The organism is Myxococcus sp. RHSTA-1-4, assembly GCF_020037125.1.
In the GTDB taxonomy this organism is placed as follows: domain Bacteria; phylum Myxococcota; class Myxococcia; order Myxococcales; family Myxococcaceae; genus Myxococcus.
Genome location: NZ_JAIQDG010000019.1, coordinates 95770 through 113831 on the forward strand (window position 1 = coordinate 95770; position 18062 = coordinate 113831).

Here is an 18062-nt window from a genome sequence, read left to right on the forward strand (position 1 = left end):
GCCAGGCGCCGGTGCGGGTCCGGCTCCTACGGGTTCGGGCCAGGAGGGCGCGCCGGGCGTCAGTGCAGGTCCAGCTCCTTCTTCTGCCCGGCGTCGGGGCGCTGCTTCGTCACCAGGGCCTTGGCGGTGCTGAAGAGCACCTTGAGCTTGCCGCCCGCGGGGTGGACGTACTCGGCATGCTCCGGGATGAAGCGCAGCAGGGCGATGTCCCCCTCGTCGGGCCCCTTGGGGAACCATGGCTTCCAGTTCGCCTCCCACAAGTCGTGGATGACCCTCCGGTCCCGGACGATTTCCACCACGCCCGACACGGAGAGATACGTGGAGCTGTTCTCGCTCGCATGGAAGGCGAGCGAGCAATGCGGGTCCGTTTCCAGGTCCTGCACCTTCTGCGTGTCCGCCCAGGTGGCGAACCAGATTTCGGAGCCGGTCCTGCGCTTCTTCGACAGGGCCATGGGCCGCGTGTGGAAGTGCCCGTCCGCGCCGCGCGTGGTGAGGAGCGCCACGTCGTAGCCCTTGAGCAGGGACTCGAACTCCTGGCGGTCCCCCAGGGCGACGCCCTGGGCGGGCTGGGTCATGTTCTCGGGAGTCTGTTGCATGGGCTCACCTCTCGTTCGGATTCGGGATGGACTTTCGCGAAGGTGGGACGACCTCGGGACAAGCTAGGAATGTCCTGGCGTCATGTGAGCCTCCAGGCGGGAGGCGAGCGAATCGCCCGTCAGGCTGGCCGGTATGCCGGCCCGGCTCTTGCTCAGCCCGCACGCATGAGCCTCCGTGCCTGTCTCATCGCCCTGGCCAGCCTGGCCCTGGCCTGTACCGCGCACCCTGCGTCCGCCACGGCGCCGGTCGCCGAAACCACCCCGCGCGGCGAGCCCCGCTATGTCGTGGGTCTGCTCCCCCTGCATCCCACGACACCCGAGGCCGCCGAGGAGGCCCGCGCCCAGCAAGCGCGCATCCTCGCCGCGCTCACCGGGCTCATCCGTGAAGCCCCCATGAGCGTGGTGCACCCCACCGTGGCATCGCCGGCCACGCCGGAGGAAGCGCGGGCACGCACCGAGGAGGCGAAGGTGAACGCGCTCGTCTGGGGTGACGTGGCGCTGGAGGGTGGGAAGCTCACCGTGAAGCTGAGCAGCTTCGAGTCGACGGTGGGCGCGCCCTCGGGCTTCTGGCCCATGGAGTACACGCTGGCGGACCCGAAGGGCCGCGAACTGCTGGAGCTGGACGCCCTGCGCATCGGGCAGGCACTGATGCAGGAGTCCCTGCTGCCGATGATGATGCGCTACCAGCCTGGGAATGTGCGCGCGATGCTGGAGGCGCTGGTGTCGAAGCACCCGCGGGACTGGGTGGGGCTGAACCGGGACATCATCGAGCGGCGCTGGGGCATGTTGGGCCGGCTGACGCGCGATGGGGCGCTGGCCGAGAAGGGCTACCGTGGCGCGCTGGCGGAGGTAACCGCGTGGCGGGCGAACCATGCCGCGACGCCGGGTAGCGATGCGAAGGAGGCCTTCTACAGCGTGGGCCTCGCGAGAGGCTTCCTCCTGCAAGGCAGGCCGCGAGAGGCGGTGGAGGTGCTCGAGCCCCTCGTGAAGCGGATGCCCGGGGACGTGGAATCCCGGCTGGTGCTCGCCCGAGCGCACCTGGCGATGGGAGACACGAGCCCGGCGGCGGCGTTGCTGCGGCCGCTGGCGGATGAGGGGAAGAACACGGCGGCCACGCGCATGTACGTGGCGGCGGTGGTGCGGACGGACAGCGGCCTGGAGCTGACGCAGCGGGTGTTGAACCTGCTCGTGGAGAAGAACGCGGATGACGCCATGGTTCGGCTGGTGCACTCCCTGTGCTCCCCAGGGGCGGCGCGGGTGACGGAGCTGAAGGCCTTCATCGCATCGCACGCCGCGGGAGACTGGCCGCTGCCGGTGGCGCGATACCTCGTGGGCGAGCTGGACGAGCAGGCGCTGTGGGCGGCGACGAAGGACGCGGACTCGCACACGGAGCGCATCCGCCGCATCCAGGCGCACTACTACCTGGGCGAGGCGGCACTGTCGGGGCGCCTGCCAGGGCACGAGGGCCGCGAGGATACGCGGGAGGCGCGGCGGCACTTCGAGGCCGCCATCGGCACCCACGCCTTCCACCATCCCACGTACGACCTGGCGGACTTCCAGCTCGAGCAGCTCCGCCGGGGCCTGGTGGCTGGAACGCACCGAGAGCCTCCTCCAAACGGAGAGGCGACCTGGCCAAACGGGTAGGTCCGCGTCCTGCCCGGTCCGCCGATGTGGCGCCTTTTCGAGGCCTTTACCTTCAGCCTCGAAAGGAACCCGCCATGTCCACCGACCTCCAGTCGCTCTCCCAGTCCCTCGCTTCCGTCGTCGAGCGCACCGCCCCCTCCATCGTCCGCGTCGAGGCCCGCCGCCGTCGCGGCGCCACGGGCATCGTCTGGAGCGCCGAGGGCCACATCGTCACCACCAGCCACGCCGTCGAGCACGAGGGCCACATCCAGGTCGGCCTCTCCGACGGCCGCTCCGTCTCCGCCGAGCTCATCGGCAGGGACCCGAGCACGGACCTCGCCCTCCTCAAGGCCGACGTGTCCGGCCTCACACCGCTCCCGCCCGCGCCGCTCGATGACGTGAAGGTGGGCCACCTCGTCGTCACCGTCGCCCGCCCGGGGCGCACCGCTCGCGCCACGCTCGGCATGGTGAGCACCCACGGCGAGGGCTGGCGCACCCACGCCGGTGGCCGCGTGGACCGCTACCTGGAGACGGACGCCGACCTGCCGCCCGGCTTCTCCGGCGGCGCGCTGGTGGACACGCAGGGCCGCCTCGTCGGCATGCTCACCGCCGCCTTCTCCCGCACCGCCGCCGTCGTCATCCCCGGCGACACTCTCACCCGGGTGACGGCCACGCTCAAGGAGCACGGCGGTGTCCGCAGGGGCTATCTCGGCGTGGGCGCCTACCCGGTGCGCGTGCCCCAGCACCTGGTGGACCGCGCCGGCAGCGAGGCGGGGCTCATCTTCCTCTCCGTGGACCCGGACGGCCCCGCGCAGAAGGCGGGGCTGTTGCTCGGGGACGTACTGGTGAGCCTGGGCGGCCAGCCGCTGCACCGCGTGGAGGACCTGCTCGGCTACCTGGGGGACGAGAAGGTGGGCACCACCGTCCAGGCCCGTGTGCTTCGCGCCGGTGAGGTGCGCGAGGTGCCCATCACCGTCGGCAAGCGCTCGTGAAGGAAGGGAGGACGCGATGAAACTCCTGCAACAGCTCTCGGATGACCTCGAATCCCTCGTGGAGCGCGCCGCGCCCGCCGTCGTAGGCGTGGAGCACTCGCGGGGCCATGGCACCGGCCTCTTCCTCACACCAGACGGCTACGTCCTCACCAACCGCCATGTGGTGACACGCAGCCGCCGAGTCACCGTCCAACTCTCCAACGGCGAGGAACTCCGAGGCGAAGTGGTGGGCGGTGATGCCCCCACGGACCTCGCGGTGGTCCGCGCCGAGGGCACGGACTTCCCCACCCTCCCCCTGGCCGAGCCGAAGGCGGTACGCGTGGGCCAGCTCGTGATGGCCATTGGCAACCCGTTCCGGCTGGAGCAGTCCGTGTCCATGGGCGTGGTGAGCGCCATCAACCGCAGCATCACCCTGCCCAACGGCGTCGTCCTGGAGGGCATGCTCCAGACGGATGCCGCCATCAACCCGGGCAACTCGGGTGGGCCACTCATCAACACGCGCGGAGAGGTGGTGGGGCTCAACACGCTGGTGCTGCCATTCGCGCAGGGCATCGGCTTCGCGGTGGGCGCCAGCACGGCGGCCTGGGTGGCCGGACTGCTCATCCAGCGAGGCAAGGTGGAGCGCCGTTTCCTCGGCATCGCCGCCATGGCGGTGAACCTCGACACTCGGCTGGCCCAGGACACCGGCCAGCCGCGCGCGGTGAAGGTGCTCAAGGTGCAGGACGGAACACCGGCGCATGACGCCGGGCTCCAGGTGGATGACCTGCTGCTCGCCATCAACCGCAAGACGGTGGGCAGCGTCGATGACCTCCAGCGCCTCATGGCCCTGGCCGCGGACGAGGAAGTCACGCTGGACGTGCTGCGCAAGGGAGGCGGGCGCAAGAAGCTCTCCGCGCGCACCCGCCCCCGCGCCGAGCCCGTGGCCGCGTGAGCAGGTGTGACGGTGGCTCCCGCCCATCCATGGGGCCACCGTCACGCGCGGGATGCCCCGCGGCGAATCCTCATTCCTGAGGCAGCAGGGACTCGCCCGAGACAAGATGCCGCCCGGCGGCGCCTGAGCCATGGCTGTGAATCGCAGGAGGCGCGAACGGGGCGGCCCTCGATGAAGGCCTTGGCGTTGCATGTGCCATGAGGAACACCCACCCGCGTGCGCAGCCGCCCGAGAGCCAGGGCGCTCGCCCCTCGCATCCCTCCATTGAGGCCCCGGGCACCTGCCTCTCGGAGGCCAGGCGGCGCGACTGACAGGTGGCACAGCCAGGCGCTCGCGTTGCCAGGAAGCGCATGGGGGCGCGGCGTGCGTTGAGACCGCGCTCTCTTCTCGGGGGGCATGGCCCGACACCACCCCGTTGGACACGGGCACTTCGGGCGATGCAGCTCCGGTGGCCAACGAGGGGCCGCCAGTGCTCTCGGCCTCGATGTGCGCCGCTCCAGGCTCGGACGTGCTGGCGTCTTCGAGCCCGGAGTCTCCAGTCCTCGCTGCCCCCGGAGGAGGCGTGCCCGTGCCTCGGGAAGGCGAGTCCTCCTCCGCCGCCAGCGCCTTCCAGAGGGCCCGGCCCGCGGCGTTGACGTCCTCTACGACCAGCGACGCCTCTTCTCTTCGGGCCAGCGCGCGAACCAGCTCCGCAAGCGCTCCCCAGATGAGCCCCTCACCCACCCGGACGCTGCCCGGCGCCAGCGCCCCCTCGTGCTCCCCCCGCGCCAGGACCTCGCGCACCAGCGCCCGCGCCTCGCTCCCGAAGGCCTGCGGCTCGAGCGAGTCCTCGTGCCAGTGCATGAAGGCGAAGTGGAAGCACTCCGGCCTCCGCGTCGCGAACCAGGCCAGCTGCTGCCAGAAGTCCTCGAAGTCCTCGCGGAAGCCGCCGTCCTCCGACGAGCTCGGCTCCATCTCGAAGACGATGCGCGCGATGCGGCACAGCTCGCTGTCGGCCCACTGGCGCACCCGGTGGGCGAAGGCGCCCTTGCTTCCGTAGCGCCGGTAGAAGCTGCCCACCGACAGGTTCGCGGCCCTCGCCATCTCCTCGGCCCGTACGTTGCCGTAGCCCCGCAGTGCCATCACCGCCGCCGAGTCCCGCATGCTCATGAGGTACAGCTGCTCCGCCGTCCACATCCCCATTCCCCTCCCGCCCCTGAGACGACGCTCCGCTGAAAAGAGCGTTCCTCCCGCGGCATTCTGTCTACTCCAGGGGTCTGACATGGCGGGGAGGCTGGGGCCCGCCACCGGTGAAGGACCTGGCGGGTCATGCGGAACGGAAGCTCCATTCCGCGCGTGGCGGCCCGGAGGAGCTGACACAGCGGAGAGGCGGGGCCCATGAGGGGTGATCGACTGGCAGGCCCGGTGGAATGGAAGTTCCATTCCGCGCATGGCGGCCCGGGGCTGGCGTAGCGGAGAGGCCGGGTCCATGAGAGGTGAATGCCCGGCGGGCGGCGCGGAACCGAGGCTCCATTCCATGCATGGCAGCCCGGGAGCTGGCACGGCGTGGAGGCTGGGTCCATGCGAGGTGAGTGCCCGGCGGGCGGCGCGGAACCGAGGCTCCATTCCATGCATGGCAGCCCGGGAGCTGGCACGGCGGGGAGGCTGGGTCCATGAGAGGTGAGTGCCTGGCGGGCGGCGGGGAACCGAGGCTCCATTCCACGCATGGCAGCCCGGGAGCTGGCACGGCGGGGAGGCTGGGTCCATGAGAGGTGAGTGCCTGGCGGACGGCGCGGAACCGAAGCTCCATTCCAGAACTGGGCGACTCGGGGGCTGAACATGCCGACGGGGGGAGGCAGGGCCGATGAGCGGAGAAGTCCTGGTGGGCCACGCGGAACGGAAGCTCCATTCCGGGCATGGGCGGCCCGGGGACAGGAGCCGGGGCTTCGCGGCTCCTCAATCTCCGGGCATTCGAACCTGCCCGAGTTGCCGTTGCTGCGACCGTGTGGCCGAGGCGGCTCCGCGACAGGGCGCATCCGCGTCTTGAATCAGTACGAGCCACCGAGCGGAGTCCGCCCTTGCGCGTCAGGAACCGTCCCTCGGCTCAGGATGTTGCCGTCCTGGACACACGACTGCAGGACCACACAAAGAACGCGTCTCCGGGCTGTGTCCTCTGCTGAAGGTACGCACGCCTCCAGAACTCCGGCGTCGTCGCAGACGAATCGGTGGGGAGAGCGGCCCTGTAGAACCGGTGCTCGATGATGAGAGGACCTTCGCTCTCGGCGCAGGAACCGAGGGAGCTCGGGGTCCGAGATGCGCGCACCCTCGATGCGCCATCCGTCCGTGTACCTGCTCCTCGCGGTTGGCCGGACTGATCTGCCCCCGCTCCTCACGGCCGCCCGCTGAGCCAGTCCATCCTGGAAGCCACCAAGGCCCGCCTCGCCGCCGCCGCGGGCTTCACCTGCCTGGGGCTGCTGGGCCCATGTAGCCACCTCAGCCACTTCGTGCACTGCGGCGGCTCGAAGCATGACCGTCCTCGTGCACACCTTCGAAGTCAACAGGTCCCTGCGCTGAGCGGACCGCCCCGGAGCGCGAAGAGGACGGCTACACCCGCGCCTCGTCGTGGTGGGGCCGCCCCTCCAGGAAGAGCTCGTCCTCGTAGCACCACACCCAGTCCTCGCCCGGCTCGAAGGACTGGACGACGGGATGGTGCGTGTGCCGGAAGTGCTTCGTCGCGTGCTTGTTCCGCGACGAGTCGCAGCACCCCACGTGGCCGCACGTCAGGCAGCGCCGCAGGTGCACCCACTCATCCCCCATGGCGAGGCACTCCTCGCAGCCGTCCGTCCTGGGCTCGGGGTTCCCTGCCTGCTCCACGTGGTCGCACGCCTCGGCCATGGTCCACCTCCACGAAGGCAAGTGCCTCCTCCACACCGTAGGCATGACGGGAGCGCGCTTCAGTAGGTGAGAGGGCACGAGCAGCCGGGCCCGTGCCGCCACGGTGGCGCGGGAGAAGTTGTCGCGTCCGCCCCCGGCCATGCCGACCCTGGCGCTGCGCTGGGGCAGGGCCCACGCTTGAGCCATATGGCCACCACCGTCAGTGCTCCCGCCGCCTCCGTGGCCTATGCCAGTCCGCGAGGCCGGGGAGTGCTGCTCGCCAGCATCCTCGGCAGCGGCATGGCCTTCCTCGACGGCACCGCCGTCAACGTGGCCCTGCCCGCCATCGGCCGCGAGCTGGAAACAGGCCTGTCCGGCCTTCAGTGGGCAGTGGACGCGTACCTCCTCACGCTTGGCTCGCTGGTGCTGACGGGAGGCGCGCTGGGCGACGCCTGGGGACAGCGCCGCGTCTTCCTCCTGGGACTGGTGGCCTTCGCCTTCACCTCCGTGCTGTGCGGCCTGGCGCCGAGTGCCTGGACGCTCGCCCTCTTCCGCGCCGCGCAGGGAATGGGCGCCGCGTTGCTGGTGCCCGCGAGCCTCGCGCTGCTGCGGACCTCGTTCCCCGAGGCGGACCGCCAGCGCGCCGTGTCCACCTGGGCCGGACTGTCCGGCGTCACCACCGCCGTGGGTCCGCTGCTCGGCGGATGGCTGGTGGATGCCGTCTCGTGGCGCATCGTCTTCTTCCTCAACGTGCCGGTGGGCGCGCTCGCCGTGTGGGTTGCCTTGCGCCACGTGCCGGCCTCGGCTCCGAAGGGGGACACGCGCGGGCTCGACCTCGCGGGCGCGGTGACGGCCGCGCTCGGGCTGGGCGGCGTCATCTACGCGCTCATCGAGGGCCCCGCGCATGGCTGGAATGCTCCCGCCATCCTCGCGGTCACCGGAGGCGCCGCGCTTCTGGCCGCCTTCGTCTTCCTGGAGGCCCGCGAGCGCCATCCCATGCTGCCGCTCACGCTCTTCCGCTCCCCCATCTTCTCCGGCGCCAACCTCACGACGCTCGTCGTGTACTTCGCGCTCGGCGGCGCCACCTTCCTCGTGGTGCTCGCGCTTCAGCAGCAGCTTGGATACTCCGCGCTCGGAGCCGGGGCCGCGCTCCTGCCCATCACCCTGTTGCTGCTCCTGCTGTCCCCCGCCGTGGGCCGGCTCGCGGGGCGCATCGGCGCGCGTCCACTGATGACGGCGGGGCCGCTGCTGGCGGGTGTCGGGCTGGCGCTCCTCACGCGCCTGCAGCGGGACGGAGACTACGTGGGCACCGTGCTGCCCGGCGTCACCGTGCTTGGACTGGGACTGGCCCTCACCGTGGGTCCGCTGACCGCCGTGGTGCTCGGCGCGGTGGAGGACCCTTACGCGGGCATCGCCTCGGGCGTGAACAACGCCGTGGCCCGCATCGCGGGCCTGCTGGCGGTGGCGCTCCTGCCGCTGCTGGGCGGACTGGCCGGAGACTCCGGCGCGGACTTCCTCGCCGGCACGCGCCGCGCGCTCTGGGTGTCCGCGGGGCTGTGCGCCGTGGGTGCCCTGTGCTCGCTGCTCACCATTCCGCGCGAGGCCGGACGCGCCCGGCAAGCCCCCCCGCCGAAGGGCTCACGACGCGGGACGGTCCGGATGCTCTCACGGCCTCGGGAGCAGGGCGCATAGGTGTCGACCGGCTTCAGGCCCCGGCCTCACGGCCACGACAACCGGTGACACCTCCTCCTGCCCGCCAGCCACCAGGGGCATCGCGAGGAAGAGCAACCCCAGGACGAGGCAGGAGCGCGCGGCGCGGGACAGCGGGGACATGGGACCTCCGGCGGGCGAGGGAGAGACGCCGCTCGGATGTCCGGAGGACTTCCGCGTCGCGCGACGTCCCGCGCGCTCCGGCCCATCCATTCAGCGGTGGCGCTCGTCCTTGTCACTCAGCGGGGGCGACTTCCGCGCGGGCTCGGTGCCCTCCTGGGCGCCATAGCCGCCAATCCCCTTCTGATGGATGCGGTCCTCGCCCGTGTCCTCGTCCGTCACGTCACGGCGCTCGCCCCCCTCCTGGTGCCGGGCCTCGCGCCGGAGCTCCTCGGCGCTCTTCGTGTCCGTCCGCTCGTCGCTCTTCCCCGGCTTGCCCTTGTTCTCGGCCATCGTCCTTCTTCCTGGGGGCAAAGGTCCGAACGCGTCGTGTATCGGACAAGGCACCGGCCGGCGCTCCACTGCCCGCCCCCTGCGCCGGGAGGCGGACCGGAGTCAGGCCCGGTCCACCTTCCACTCCAGGGCGGAGGGCTCTGGCGCGAAGCCCACCTTCTCGTAGAGCGGCCGGCCGTCTTCCGAGGCATGCAGCCACAGCTTCCCCATGCCCGCCTCGCGAGCGAAGGCCATCAACTCCGCGAGCAGCGCCCGTGCGAGCCCCTGTCCCCGCCAGGCGGGCGCCGTGTACATGTTGAGGACGTAGCCCTCCAGGCCGCTCAGGTGGTTCGCCGCCGGAGGTCGCTCGAAGGGAACCAGGCCGCTGCACGCCACCGCCTCGCCCCGCGCGTAGGCGAGCCACACATGGAACCGTCCTTCCGGCAACGCCGTCAGCAGGTGCCGCCGCGCGGACTCCTCCCACTGCGCCGCGTTCGCCTCGGTCAGCCCGCCGAACTGACGCATCAGCTCCCGCCGCAACCGGATGACGTCGTCGACATCGTCCACGCCCGCCTTGTGGATGCTCCACGTACCCATCGTCCCTCCTCGAGAAAGCAGGAGGCCCCCGTCCAGTTGCTGGACGAGGGCCCCGGAACATCATCCCACGCTCCGCGCGGGACTAACTGCTCTTGTACTTCACCGAGCAGCCGTACGGCGTGGTGGTGGCGGCCGGCACCGGCTTGCCGGTGAGCAGCGCGTCCACCGCCGTCTTCACGTGGTTGACCTTCTTGTCGTTCTTCCCGCGCGGGTCGTCGTCGATGGCGCCCGCGTAGCGCACCACGCCCTGCTCGTCGATGACGTACATGTGCGGCGTCGTCTTGGCGCCGTAGGCCTTGCCCACCGTGCCGGGCGCGTCCTGCAGCACCGGGTAGGTGAAGCCTTCCGCCTTCTTCCAGGCCGCGGACTTCTCCGGCGTGTTGTGCGCCGTGGAGTCCACCGCCAGCCACACCACCTTCTTCGCGTCGAAGCCCTTGAGGGTGGTGGCCATCGTGTCGGCCTCGTAGTGCCGCTTCACGAAGGGGCACTCGGGGTTGGTCCACTCGAGGACCACCACCTTGCCCTTGTACTGCGCCAGCGAGTGCTCCTTGCCCGTCTCGTCCTTCAGCGTGAAGGCCGGCGCGGGCTTGCCCACCTCGGCGTCGGCGAGGGCGGGGGCGCCCACGAACAGCGTGCCGAGCGCGAGGGCGGTGAAGACCTGCTTCATGGCATTCCTCCTGGGGTTCGACTGCATCCGCGGCTCAAGGCCGCATGGGTCCGGCGGCACAGAGGATGCTCGAGCCGTCCTTGCGTCGCGCGGGCGAGCACTCCGCCGCGCGCTTCACCGCGTTCACCACCGTTTCCGCGGTGAGCAACTCGGGCAGCACCTCCGGCTTCTCCGGGGCGCCGGGGCTCAGCACCAGGTACATGGGCACGCCCGCGCGGCCATGCTCGGCCAGCTTGGCGGTGATGCGCGCGTCGCGGCGCGTCCAGTCCGCCACGAAGAAGGCGACGTGGTTCTCGGCGAAGGCGGCCCGCACCTCCTCGCGAGCCAGCACGGTGCGCTCGTTGAACTTGCAGGTGAGGCACCAGTCCGCCGTGAAGTCGATGAACACCGGCTGACCGGCCGCCAGCGCCGCGTCCACCGCCGCCGCGTCCCACGGCTGCGCCTGCGCCACCGTGGACGCCCGCGCCGTGGGGGCCGCCGCCTCGTCGAAGCGCAGCGCCACCCCGCCCGTGGCCACCAGCACCAGCACCGCCACCGCCGCGGTGCCCAGCCGGCGCCCGCCGTCCTGCGCCTGGGACTGGCCATACAGCCACGCGCCCAGCCCCACCGCGACGAGGAAGGCCAGAAGCCGCGCCATGCCGTCCACGCCGGCCAGCCCGCCCATCACCCACACCAGCCACACCGTGGTGCCCAGCAGCGCGAAGCCCAGCACCTGCTTGAAGCGCTCCATCCACGCGCCCGGCTTCGGCAGCTTCTTCGCCAGCCCCGGCACCAGCACCAGCACGCAGAAGGGCAGCGCCAGGCCCAGGCCCAGCGCGACGAAGATGGCCAGCACCGTGACGGGGCCCGCCGCGAAGGCGAAGCCCACCGCCGTGCCCAGCATCGGCGCCGAGCAGGGCGTGGCCAGCACCACCGCGAGCACACCCTCGCCCGCGCTGTGCAGCAGCCCGTGGCTCTGGTCCACCTTGCCCGCCAGCGTGGTGCCGTCCAGGCCCACGTTGAAGACACCGAAGAGGTTGAGCGCGAAGGCCACCAGCACCGCGCTCACCGCCGCGACGAAGAGCGGCTCCTGGAACTGGAAGCCCCAGCCCACGCTGGCCCCGCCCGCGCGCACCGCGAGCACCGCGCCCGCCAGCAGGAGCAGGCTGCCGATGATGCCGCCCGCGTACGCCGCGGCGTGCGCGCCCACGCGGCCGTGCTCCTGCTGCACCATGCGCGTGAAGCCGTACGCCTTCAGCGCCAGCACGGGGAACACGCACGGCATCAGGTTGAGCAGCGCGCCCCCGAGGAACGCGAACAGCAGCGCCAGGCCCAGGCCCACGGGCGACTCCGCGGGGACGGCGGACGGGGGCACCGCCGCGGCCACCGGCTTCACCGCCGCGATGCTGTCCTTCACCGACGGCATCTTCGCCGCCACGGGCTTCCCGGCCCCGGCGGCGGCCACCATGGGCGCCAGCGGCACGTCCACCGCCAGGGGCTGGTAGCCCGAGGCCTTCGTGCCCAGGCGCAGCACGCCGGTGAGGCGCGGCGCGGCCCCCGGCACGTCCGGCTCCGCCGTGCCCTTCAGCGTGAAGCGGCCCGGGCCCGCCGAGGCGAGCGTCACCCGCTCCACACCGGAGATGCGCTCGGCGGTGAAGAAGTCATCCTCCAGCGCGGGCAGCGGCGCGCCGCCGGGGCCCGTCACGGTGAGGGTGCCGGTGAACTCCTGGCCCGCGGTGAGCTGCTGCGTGTCCAGCGCGAGCTTCACCGTGTGGCCGGTGTCCGCCACCGGGCGGGGCACCTTCGCGTGGGACGCGTCGAAGGCGCTCGCGGCGTCCGCGTCCAGCACCGTCTCGGGGCCCAGCGGCACATTCCGGGTGAGCATCAGCTCGGCGGGGATGCAGTGCACCTCGCACACCAGCGCCTCCACCGCGGCGGAGAGCTGCAGCGCGCCGGTGGCGTTCTCCGCGGCGCGCGCCTGGGCGAAGAGGAGCACCTCGCCGTCATAACCGTGGGTGACGATGAAGCCGTCCGGCGTGCGGAAGGTGTGCGGGAAGGGCCACTGCAGCGGCCCCACGGTGGAGCCCGGCGTGTCCCAGGCGATTTCCGTCTCCAGGCCGGAGTCGCCGGGGTTCTTCCAGTAGATGTGCCAGCCCGGGTCCATCCGGAAGCGGACGCCCACGCGGAACGGGTCGCCCGGCTTCACCTGGGTGGCGTCCACGAGCAGCGCCGCCTCCACGCGAGGGTCGCCCTCATCGGGCGCGCTCGAGCCCACCGCGGTCGAGGGCAGCTCCGCCCACGCCACCGCGGCCAGCAGGAACACGCCGACACCGCCCACCGCTCCGAGCCTCTTCCGCTGCTGACGCTTCATGCGCCTCCCGTTAACCCACCCCGGGCCGGCCCGCCAGCGACGGACGGGGGTCTCCGACACCCATCAACCCTCCAGGCGGGCGGGCATTCCCCGCCGCCGGGCCGGCTGCTGTCTTCCCTACGTCACGGAAGTCCAGGAGGTTACGGGAAGCCGGGCTGCTGGGGCGAGGAGGGCAGACGGGCGGGCGGCGCTAGTCCTCGGTCTTCCAGGGCACCAGCGCGGGGGCGGCGGGGCCCACGCGGCTCATGGTGATACGGGAAACCTCGGAGTGGGCGCGGCGCATCAGCAGCGCGGGGTGCTGCTGGTTGGCGCGGCGCTCCATGAGGCGGCGCAGGTCGGCCAGCCGCTCCACGTGGCGCTGCGGAGGCACCTCGGGCGCGCCGAGCCGGGCGAGCCTGTAGAGCGCCATGTCGGCGGACTCCAGCGCCCGCTCGGCCGACTCCTGGTGACGGCGGCCCAGGGCCTTCCATGCCGCGGCCTCGGCGGCCACCAGCTCCAGCTCCGCGGACACGGCGCGCACGTAGCGGCCCTGGTCGCTGTCGGGGAGGATGCGCGTCACCGGCACGGTGATGCGGCGTGTGTCACCATTCTCCGTGTACGAGGCGGACACGCCCAGGTTCCACTCGGCCGAGCCCAGCAGGCCGGAGAAGAGGACGCGGCGGGGGAAGGCCTGGGACACGGCGCCGAGCGACGCGCTCATGGCGTCACCCTCCACGCGCGCGGGGTAGCGGTGGCGGCAGCGCAGGTCGGCGAAGCCCGAGGGCAGCACGTGGACGCGCGCGTCGGACACCACCTCGCCGAACAGCTCCGCGCCGAGCTGGCCCACGGCCATGGGCAGCCCCTCGGGGTCGTCCACGTGGACGAAGCCGGTGCCGGACGGACTGGTGAGGGCCTCGAGGATGTCGGGCAGGTAGTGCCGGCCGAGGCCCAGCGCGTGCAGCATGACGCCGGACTCGGCCACGCGGGCGCCGAGCCTCTTGAAGTCCGGGAGCTGGGACGGGCCCACCGAGGGCTCGCCGTCGGTGAGCATCAGCACCTGGGGCCGGGCGCCGGGGACGAGGACGCGGCGGGCGGCCTCCGAGGCGCGCTCGACGGCCTCGTGCAGAGCGGTGCCCTCGCCGGCCTCCAGGCGTGACAGCACCTTGAGGAGCTGGGCCTTGGCGCCAGGCTCCATGGCGCGCATGGGGAGCACCTGCTCGGGCTCTGCGTCGAAGGTGAGCAGGCCCAGGTAGTCCCGGGGGCTGGCGCGCTCCACGAGGGCCTGGGCGGCCTGGATGGCGGCCAGCAGGGGCACGCCGCGCATGGACGCGCTGCGGTCCAGGGCGAGGTTGATGGCCACGGGAGTGCGGGGCGCGTCGGCGTCCGCCTCCAGGGTGACGAGGAGGAGCACCTCACGGCCGTGCTCGGCGTCGCGCTCCACTGCCCAGGCCGTCTGATTCATCCGAACTCCCCCGTGCGCTCACGAGGCATTGTGCCGCGAATCTCTCTGCGAGGGATGACGCCCCTCGCCGCCAGAAGTCTCATGGGCCACAACGCCCGGGAGCGGGGGCTCCCACGGGAAGGCTTCAGCGTCAGAGGATGTCGGGAGTCGGGCTTTCCGGCAAGGGGCCCGGGTCTGGCGTTCGCGCCCGGGTGCTCACCTTGAAGGGAGCCACCGCTCGGGCTTCATACGCTCGGTCCTACTCGCCGCACGACGTACGTCTGGAATGCCCCCGCGCATCCATGGGCCGCGGGGGCCCCGCCTTCACTCGGCCGCGTGCCAACCGCCCCACGCTTCCTCGCCGTAGCCCCAACGGGTGCTCACGGAACCTTCCGCCTGGCTCACGCCATCCGACTCGTTGTCATCCCCCCGGTCCACATAGGGGAGGCCCTCATCGTCCATGTACGTGGTGTCATCGTGCTGAACCATGCTCGGCTCCTCTGGTGCGCGCTCCGTCTGGCGAAGGTGGACGGCCTGTTGATGGCTCGCCTCCCCGTGGGCGCCCCTCTTTCGGTCGACTCGGGCCCACCCCATGTGGTGCCCGACCACTCAAGCGTTGACCGATTTACCGAAGATTCTGGCCATGTCGCTTCGCGTTGTAAAGCCCTTGGGGCATCAAAGTTTCGGGCGCCTCCCCCGCCGTATGCCCGCCCGCCTGCCCAGAGCCAATCAGCCCTGTAAATACGGACACTTGAAACCGTCACCCGTCGGACAATGGCGGCGACAATCGTACAGGGTAGGGCCGCCCCTTCACCGGCGGAAGCTCTACACGATTGACGGACCCCTCATTTTCAAGCCCGTGCCTGGAAGGGGTTCACATCAGTAAATGCGTGCGCAGGTCGGTCCCCCTCCAGCGGACCTCCACTTCGTGCTTCAGTGCCGGACACGCGCCGCCGCACAGCGCTTGATTCGCGAATCACCCCTGTTAGGGTTGACCAGAACTCGAGATTTGCCGCGCCGCGGCAACCGGGCCTTCGTCGCCGCGCGCCCCCAGAGGTCCCCAGAGTCCCATGAGTCCCATCATCACCGGCCTATTGCTCGCCGTCGCCATCCCCATCTTCGTGATGACCATGTCCGGTCGTATCGGCGTGCTCCTCGCGATGAAGAAGGAGAACCGGCTCGACCACATCCCCGAGCGCATCAAGCGGCTCGTGCTCTTCGGCCTCGGCCAGAAGCGCATGGTGGATCCGGAGGAGTTCACCCCGGGCCTGATGCACGTCTTCATCTACGCCGCCTTCATGGTGCTGGCGCTGCGGACCCTCATGCTCTTCGCCATGGGCTTCTCGTCCACGGCGCTGGAGGTGCTGACCGACCTGGGCGCCCCCTTCTGGGCGGACCAGGCGGCGCTGCTCGGCCTCTACAAGGTCTACCTGCTGGCCAAGGACGTGGTGGCCGCGCTCGCCCTGCTGGGCTGCGCCTACTTCGTCTGGACGCGCTGGAAGGTGAAGCCGGACCGCATGACGGTCTCCTGGGAGGCCTACCTCATCCTGGGCTTCATCTCCGGCCTGATGATTACCGAGTTCCTCTTCGGCGGCAGCCACATGGTGGCCGCGAACGCCGCGGCGGCGAAGATGGGTGCCACGCAGGTGCCGCAGGCCGCGTCGGCGCTCGTCTGGTGGGAGCCCGTCACCAGCGCGGTGGGCCTGGCGATGATGCCGCTCGGTGAGTCGGCCGCTCACATGGTGGGCGCGGCCGGCTTCTGGATTCACCTCGGCATCATCCTGACGTTCCTGAACTTCCTCCCCGTGGGGAAGCACTTCCACATCATCACCGGCCTGCCCAACGTCTTCTTCCAGCGCACCCACTCCACCGGCAAGCTGCCCACGCCGAACCTGGAGAAGGAGGAGTTCGGCGCCGCCACGGTGAAGGACCTCACCTGGAAGCAGGGCCTGGACCTGTACTCCTGCACCGAGTGCGGCCGCTGCCAGACGCACTGCCCCACGTACATCACCGGCAAGCCGCTCACGCACAAGGGCGTCAACCAGGACCTGAAGCACTGGATCTGGGACCACGAGCAGTGGGTGGAGGAGGGCTTCGGCCCCGGCAGGACGAAGGAGCCGCTGCCCGAAATCGTCGGCACGGCGCTGAAGGCGGAGACGGTGTGGGCGTGCACGAGCTGCGGCTGGTGCGAGCAGGCCTGCCCGGTGTTCATCGAGAACGTGCCGCGCCTCATCGACATGCGCCGCTACCAGGTGCAGGTGAAGGCGGAGTTCCCGCCGGAAATCCAGCGCGTGTTCGAGGGCATCGAGCGCCAGGGCAACCCCTGGGGCCTGGGCCAGGACCGGCGCGACGAGTGGGCCGAGGACCTGGCGCTGCCGACGTGGGGCGACGGCGGCGGCCCGTACGAGTACCTCTTCTTCGTGGGCTGCGCGGGCAGCTACGACGACAAGCAGAAGAAGGTCAGCCGCGCGCTGGTGAAAATCATGCGCGAGGCGGGCGTGTCCTTCGCCACGCTGTCCAAGCAGGAGATGTGCAACGGCGACTCCGCGCGCCGCATGGGCAACGAGTACCTCTTCCAGTCGATGGCCAGGACGAACGTCGAGACGTGGAACTCGATGGGCGTGAAGGCGGTCATCACCCAGTGCCCGCACTGCTTCAACACCATCAAGAACGAGTACCCGGAGTTCGGCGGTGAGTACCGCGTCATCAACCACACGCAGCTCATCAACGAGCTGCTGAAGGAGAAGCGCATCAAGCTCTCCCAGGTGATGAACACGAAGCTCACGTACCACGACCCCTGCTACCTGGGCCGGCACAACGGCGTGTACGACGCGCCGCGCGAGGTGCTCAACGCCATCCCCGGGCTGGAGGTGGTGGAGATGCAGCGCAGCAAGCGCGAGGGCTTCTGCTGCGGCGCGGGTGGCGGGCGCATGTGGATGGAGGAGCACATCGGCACGCGCATCAACCACAACCGCCTGAACGAGGCGGCGCTGACGCTGAAGCACGCCGAGGACCCGTCCACGCCGTACCCCGATGCCACGGACAAGAAGAAGCCGGGCATGGTGGGCGACTACAAGGACAAGGGCGGCACCGGCGTGGTGGCGGTGGCGTGCCCGTTCTGCTCGACGATGCTCAAGGACGCGGTCAACGACACCGGCCGCGAGGAGAACATCAAGGTCAGGGACATCACCGAGCTGGTGGCCGACGCGATGGTGGAGACCCGCACCGGCGCGGGCACCGTGACGCCCGGCGTGTCGGTGAGCGCCAAGCCGGAGTGAGCCAGGCCGGTGGCGGGGCCGGGCTCATGAAAGCCCGCCCGTCACCGTGAGACGAAGGCCCGGAGGCTTCCACCGCGAAGCCCCGGGCCTTTGTCATTCCGGAGGACGGGCTCAGCGCTTGTGGGGCTTCTCCGAGCGGAGGGCCCGCTCCAGCCGCCTCGTGGGCCCGTCATCACCCAGCTTGCCGGCCACGTACGCGCCCGCGGAGGCGAGCTTGCGGCGCAGGTCGTCCGGCGGCGGCACGTCGGGCTCGGTGCGCAGGTCGGTGATGCCCACGCCGGACAGCAGCGTGCGCGCCAGGTCGCGCTCGTCGTCCCTGGCGTGGGGGAGCAGCAGCTTGCAGACCTCGGCGTGCCCGTGGGCGGCGGCCATGATGAGCGCGGGCTCGCCGAGGCTGTCCGTCAGCTCGGGGTCCGCACCCGCCTCCAGCAGCAGGCGCACGATGTCGGCCCGGCCCGCGCGGGCGGCGGCCATCAGCGGCGTGCGCCCCTCCGCGTCGAACGGGTTGGGGTCCGCCCCGGCGGCGAGCTTGGACTTCACGGCCTCGCGGTCACCCGCGAGCACTGCATCGAACAGGGACATCACCCACCTCCGCCGGGGCAGCATCGCGCCT

At 71.1% G+C, this 18062-nt stretch carries 15 protein-coding genes and 1 pseudogene; 6 read left to right on the top strand and 10 right to left on the bottom strand.

What is annotated here, in order from left to right; translation table 11 throughout:
- Window positions 1-59 precede the first annotated feature (59 nt).
- Complete coding sequence (locus K8638_RS25135; protein WP_223757150.1) at window positions 60-596, bottom strand: pyridoxamine 5'-phosphate oxidase family protein; 537 nt, start codon at window positions 594-596, stop codon at window positions 60-62.
- Between the two features lie 165 nt (window positions 597-761).
- On the opposite strand from K8638_RS25135, the gene K8638_RS25140 reads away from it, so the two are divergent.
- The 4 genes from K8638_RS25140 (at window position 762) to K8638_RS25155 (ending at window position 5181) form a co-directional block, all read left to right on the top strand.
- On the top strand, window positions 762-2240 hold the full coding sequence (locus K8638_RS25140) for a tetratricopeptide repeat protein (RefSeq protein ID WP_223757151.1): 1479 nt from the start codon (window positions 762-764) through the stop codon (window positions 2238-2240).
- A gap of 74 nt (window positions 2241-2314) precedes the next feature.
- Window positions 2315-3211, top strand: coding sequence for a S1C family serine protease (locus tag K8638_RS25145; protein WP_223757152.1), 897 nt, complete (start codon window positions 2315-2317; stop codon window positions 3209-3211).
- 16 nt (window positions 3212-3227) lie between these two features.
- Window positions 3228-4142 (top strand): S1C family serine protease, encoded by a 915-nt coding sequence (locus K8638_RS25150; RefSeq protein ID WP_223757153.1) that lies wholly within the window; start codon window positions 3228-3230, stop codon window positions 4140-4142.
- 841 nt (window positions 4143-4983) lie between these two features.
- Window positions 4984-5181 (top strand): hypothetical protein, encoded by a 198-nt coding sequence (locus K8638_RS25155; RefSeq protein WP_223757154.1) that lies wholly within the window; start codon window positions 4984-4986, stop codon window positions 5179-5181.
- A 29-nt stretch (window positions 5182-5210) separates the two neighbouring features.
- On the opposite strand, the pseudogene K8638_RS45295 reads toward K8638_RS25155, so the two are convergent.
- Both K8638_RS45295 and K8638_RS25165 read right to left on the bottom strand, forming a co-directional pair.
- Window positions 5211-5888 (bottom strand): annotated as a pseudogene (locus K8638_RS45295) (hypothetical protein); the annotation flags it as partial.
- A gap of 837 nt (window positions 5889-6725) precedes the next feature.
- On the bottom strand, window positions 6726-7016 hold the full coding sequence (locus K8638_RS25165) for a UBP-type zinc finger domain-containing protein (protein WP_223757155.1): 291 nt from the start codon (window positions 7014-7016) through the stop codon (window positions 6726-6728).
- Between the two features lie 186 nt (window positions 7017-7202).
- Between K8638_RS25165 and K8638_RS25170 the strand changes: the two genes are divergently transcribed.
- Window positions 7203-8687, top strand: coding sequence for a DHA2 family efflux MFS transporter permease subunit (locus K8638_RS25170; protein ID WP_223757156.1), 1485 nt, complete (start codon window positions 7203-7205; stop codon window positions 8685-8687).
- A gap of 231 nt (window positions 8688-8918) precedes the next feature.
- On the opposite strand, the gene K8638_RS25175 is transcribed toward K8638_RS25170, so the two are convergent.
- The 6 genes from K8638_RS25175 to K8638_RS25200 form a co-directional block, all read right to left on the bottom strand.
- Window positions 8919-9158, bottom strand: coding sequence for a hypothetical protein (locus tag K8638_RS25175; RefSeq protein ID WP_223757157.1), 240 nt, complete (start codon window positions 9156-9158; stop codon window positions 8919-8921).
- Window positions 9159-9260: 102 nt separating this feature from the next.
- Window positions 9261-9734, bottom strand: coding sequence for a GNAT family N-acetyltransferase (locus tag K8638_RS25180; protein ID WP_223757158.1), 474 nt, complete (start codon window positions 9732-9734; stop codon window positions 9261-9263).
- 82 nt (window positions 9735-9816) lie between these two features.
- A complete protein-coding gene (locus K8638_RS25185; RefSeq protein WP_223757159.1) occupies window positions 9817-10401 on the bottom strand; it encodes a thioredoxin family protein in 585 nt (194 codons plus the stop codon).
- Window positions 10402-10435: 34 nt separating this feature from the next.
- Window positions 10436-12751, bottom strand: coding sequence for a protein-disulfide reductase DsbD (locus K8638_RS25190; RefSeq protein ID WP_223757160.1), 2316 nt, complete (start codon window positions 12749-12751; stop codon window positions 10436-10438).
- A 190-nt stretch (window positions 12752-12941) separates the two neighbouring features.
- Complete coding sequence (locus K8638_RS25195; protein ID WP_223757161.1) at window positions 12942-14192, bottom strand: VWA domain-containing protein; 1251 nt, start codon at window positions 14190-14192, stop codon at window positions 12942-12944.
- A gap of 303 nt (window positions 14193-14495) precedes the next feature.
- Entirely contained in the window at window positions 14496-14660 is a 165-nt protein-coding gene (locus tag K8638_RS25200) for a hypothetical protein (protein WP_223757162.1), read from the bottom strand.
- Window positions 14661-15241: 581 nt separating this feature from the next.
- Here K8638_RS25200 and K8638_RS25205 point away from each other — a divergent pair.
- A complete protein-coding gene (locus tag K8638_RS25205) occupies window positions 15242-17449 on the top strand; it encodes a (Fe-S)-binding protein (RefSeq protein ID WP_223757163.1) in 2208 nt (735 codons plus the stop codon).
- A gap of 111 nt (window positions 17450-17560) precedes the next feature.
- On the opposite strand, the gene K8638_RS25210 is transcribed toward K8638_RS25205, so the two are convergent.
- Window positions 17561-18031 carry an ankyrin repeat domain-containing protein gene (locus tag K8638_RS25210; protein ID WP_223757164.1) on the bottom strand — a complete coding sequence of 157 codons (471 nt, stop codon included), beginning with the start codon at window positions 18029-18031 and terminating at the stop codon, window positions 17561-17563.
- Between the last annotated feature and the right edge of the window lie 31 nt (window positions 18032-18062).

Bases quoted from the DNA above. Each gene is read 5' to 3' on its own strand.
- K8638_RS25155 (WP_223757154.1), top strand. From the start codon at position 4,984: ATGAAGGCGAAGTGGAAGCACTCCGGCCTCCGCGTCGCGAACCAGGCC.
- K8638_RS25150 (WP_223757153.1), top strand. From the start codon at position 3,228: ATGAAACTCCTGCAACAGCTCTCGGATGACCTCGAATCCCTCGTGGAG.
- K8638_RS25145 (WP_223757152.1), top strand. From the start codon at position 2,315: ATGTCCACCGACCTCCAGTCGCTCTCCCAGTCCCTCGCTTCCGTCGTC.
- K8638_RS25165 (WP_223757155.1), bottom strand. From the start codon at position 7,016: ATGGCCGAGGCGTGCGACCACGTGGAGCAGGCAGGGAACCCCGAGCCC.
- K8638_RS25140 (WP_223757151.1), top strand. From the start codon at position 762: ATGAGCCTCCGTGCCTGTCTCATCGCCCTGGCCAGCCTGGCCCTGGCC.
- K8638_RS25185 (WP_223757159.1), bottom strand. From the start codon at position 10,401: ATGAAGCAGGTCTTCACCGCCCTCGCGCTCGGCACGCTGTTCGTGGGC.
- K8638_RS25195 (WP_223757161.1), bottom strand. From the start codon at position 14,192: ATGAATCAGACGGCCTGGGCAGTGGAGCGCGACGCCGAGCACGGCCGT.
- K8638_RS25205 (WP_223757163.1), top strand. From the start codon at position 15,242: ATGAGTCCCATCATCACCGGCCTATTGCTCGCCGTCGCCATCCCCATC.
- K8638_RS25210 (WP_223757164.1), bottom strand. From the start codon at position 18,031: ATGTCCCTGTTCGATGCAGTGCTCGCGGGTGACCGCGAGGCCGTGAAG.
- K8638_RS25180 (WP_223757158.1), bottom strand. From the start codon at position 9,734: ATGGGTACGTGGAGCATCCACAAGGCGGGCGTGGACGATGTCGACGAC.
- K8638_RS25190 (WP_223757160.1), bottom strand. From the start codon at position 12,751: ATGAAGCGTCAGCAGCGGAAGAGGCTCGGAGCGGTGGGCGGTGTCGGC.
- K8638_RS25135 (WP_223757150.1), bottom strand. From the start codon at position 596: ATGCAACAGACTCCCGAGAACATGACCCAGCCCGCCCAGGGCGTCGCC.
- K8638_RS25170 (WP_223757156.1), top strand. From the start codon at position 7,203: ATGGCCACCACCGTCAGTGCTCCCGCCGCCTCCGTGGCCTATGCCAGT.
- K8638_RS25200 (WP_223757162.1), bottom strand. From the start codon at position 14,660: ATGGTTCAGCACGATGACACCACGTACATGGACGATGAGGGCCTCCCC.
- K8638_RS25175 (WP_223757157.1), bottom strand. From the start codon at position 9,158: ATGGCCGAGAACAAGGGCAAGCCGGGGAAGAGCGACGAGCGGACGGAC.